Genomic DNA, 1,163 nt, shown 5'->3' with positions numbered 1-1,163 from the left:
ATAACTTTAGCAACAACACCAGCACCTACTGTACGGCCACCTTCACGGATAGCGAAGCGCAGACCCTGGTCCATTGCGATTGGCGCAATCAGGGTAACTACCATCTGAATGTTATCACCTGGCATCACCATTTCTACGCCTTCTGGCAGCTCAATAGTTCCGGTCACGTCAGTTGTACGGAAGTAGAACTGTGGACGGTAGCCTTTGAAGAATGGAGTATGACGGCCACCTTCGTCTTTGCTCAGAATATAAACTTCTGATTCGAAAGTGGTGTGTGGCTTGATTGAACCTGGTTTTGCCAGCACCTGACCACGTTCGATTTCGTCACGTTTGGTACCACGCAGCAGAACACCTACGTTCTCACCCGCACGACCTTCGTCCAGCAGTTTACGGAACATTTCTACACCAGTACAAGTGGTTTTAGTGGTATCTTTGATACCCACGATTTCAACTTCTTCGCCCACTTTAACGATACCGCGCTCTACACGACCGGTGACAACCGTACCACGGCCAGAGATAGAGAACACGTCTTCGATTGGCAGCAGGAATGGCTGGTCAATTGCACGCTCTGGTTCTGGAATGTAGCTGTCCAGGGCTTCTGCCAGTTCGATGATTTTTGCTTCCCACTCTGCATCACCTTCCAGTGCTTTCAGCGCAGAACCACGGATAACTGGAGTGTCATCACCTGGGAAATCATACTGAGACAGCAGTTCACGGACTTCCATCTCAACCAGTTCCAGCAGCTCTTCATCGTCTACCATGTCACATTTGTTCAGGAATACGATGATGTAAGGAACGCCTACCTGACGGCCTAACAGGATGTGCTCACGCGTCTGTGGCATTGGGCCATCAGTCGCCGCAACTACCAGGATCGCGCCGTCCATCTGAGCAGCACCGGTGATCATGTTTTTAACATAGTCGGCGTGGCCTGGGCAGTCAACGTGCGCATAGTGACGGCTTGGGGTGTCGTATTCTACGTGAGAAGTAGAAATAGTGATACCACGCGCTTTTTCTTCGGGTGCGTTATCGATCTGGTCGAATGCACGAGCGTTACCACCGTAGGTTTTAGCCAGTACAGTAGTAATTGCAGCAGTCAGGGTAGTTTTACCATGGTCAACGTGGCCGATAGTACCAACGTTAACGTGCGGTTTTGTACGTTCAAA

General features: G+C 50.4%; 1 protein-coding gene. It reads right to left on the bottom strand.

The features are described from left to right. Nucleotides 1-1,163: elongation factor Tu (gene tuf / locus EAE89_RS22935; RefSeq protein ID WP_054481771.1), on the bottom strand; the 1,163-nt coding region annotated here is incomplete at both ends.

The sequence above is a fragment of the Photorhabdus heterorhabditis genome (assembly GCF_018448905.1).
GTDB classification, from domain to species: domain Bacteria; phylum Pseudomonadota; class Gammaproteobacteria; order Enterobacterales; family Enterobacteriaceae; genus Photorhabdus; species Photorhabdus heterorhabditis.
The sequence above is the reverse complement of the archived record's forward strand: the minus strand, read 5'-3'. Positions and strand labels throughout refer to the sequence as shown.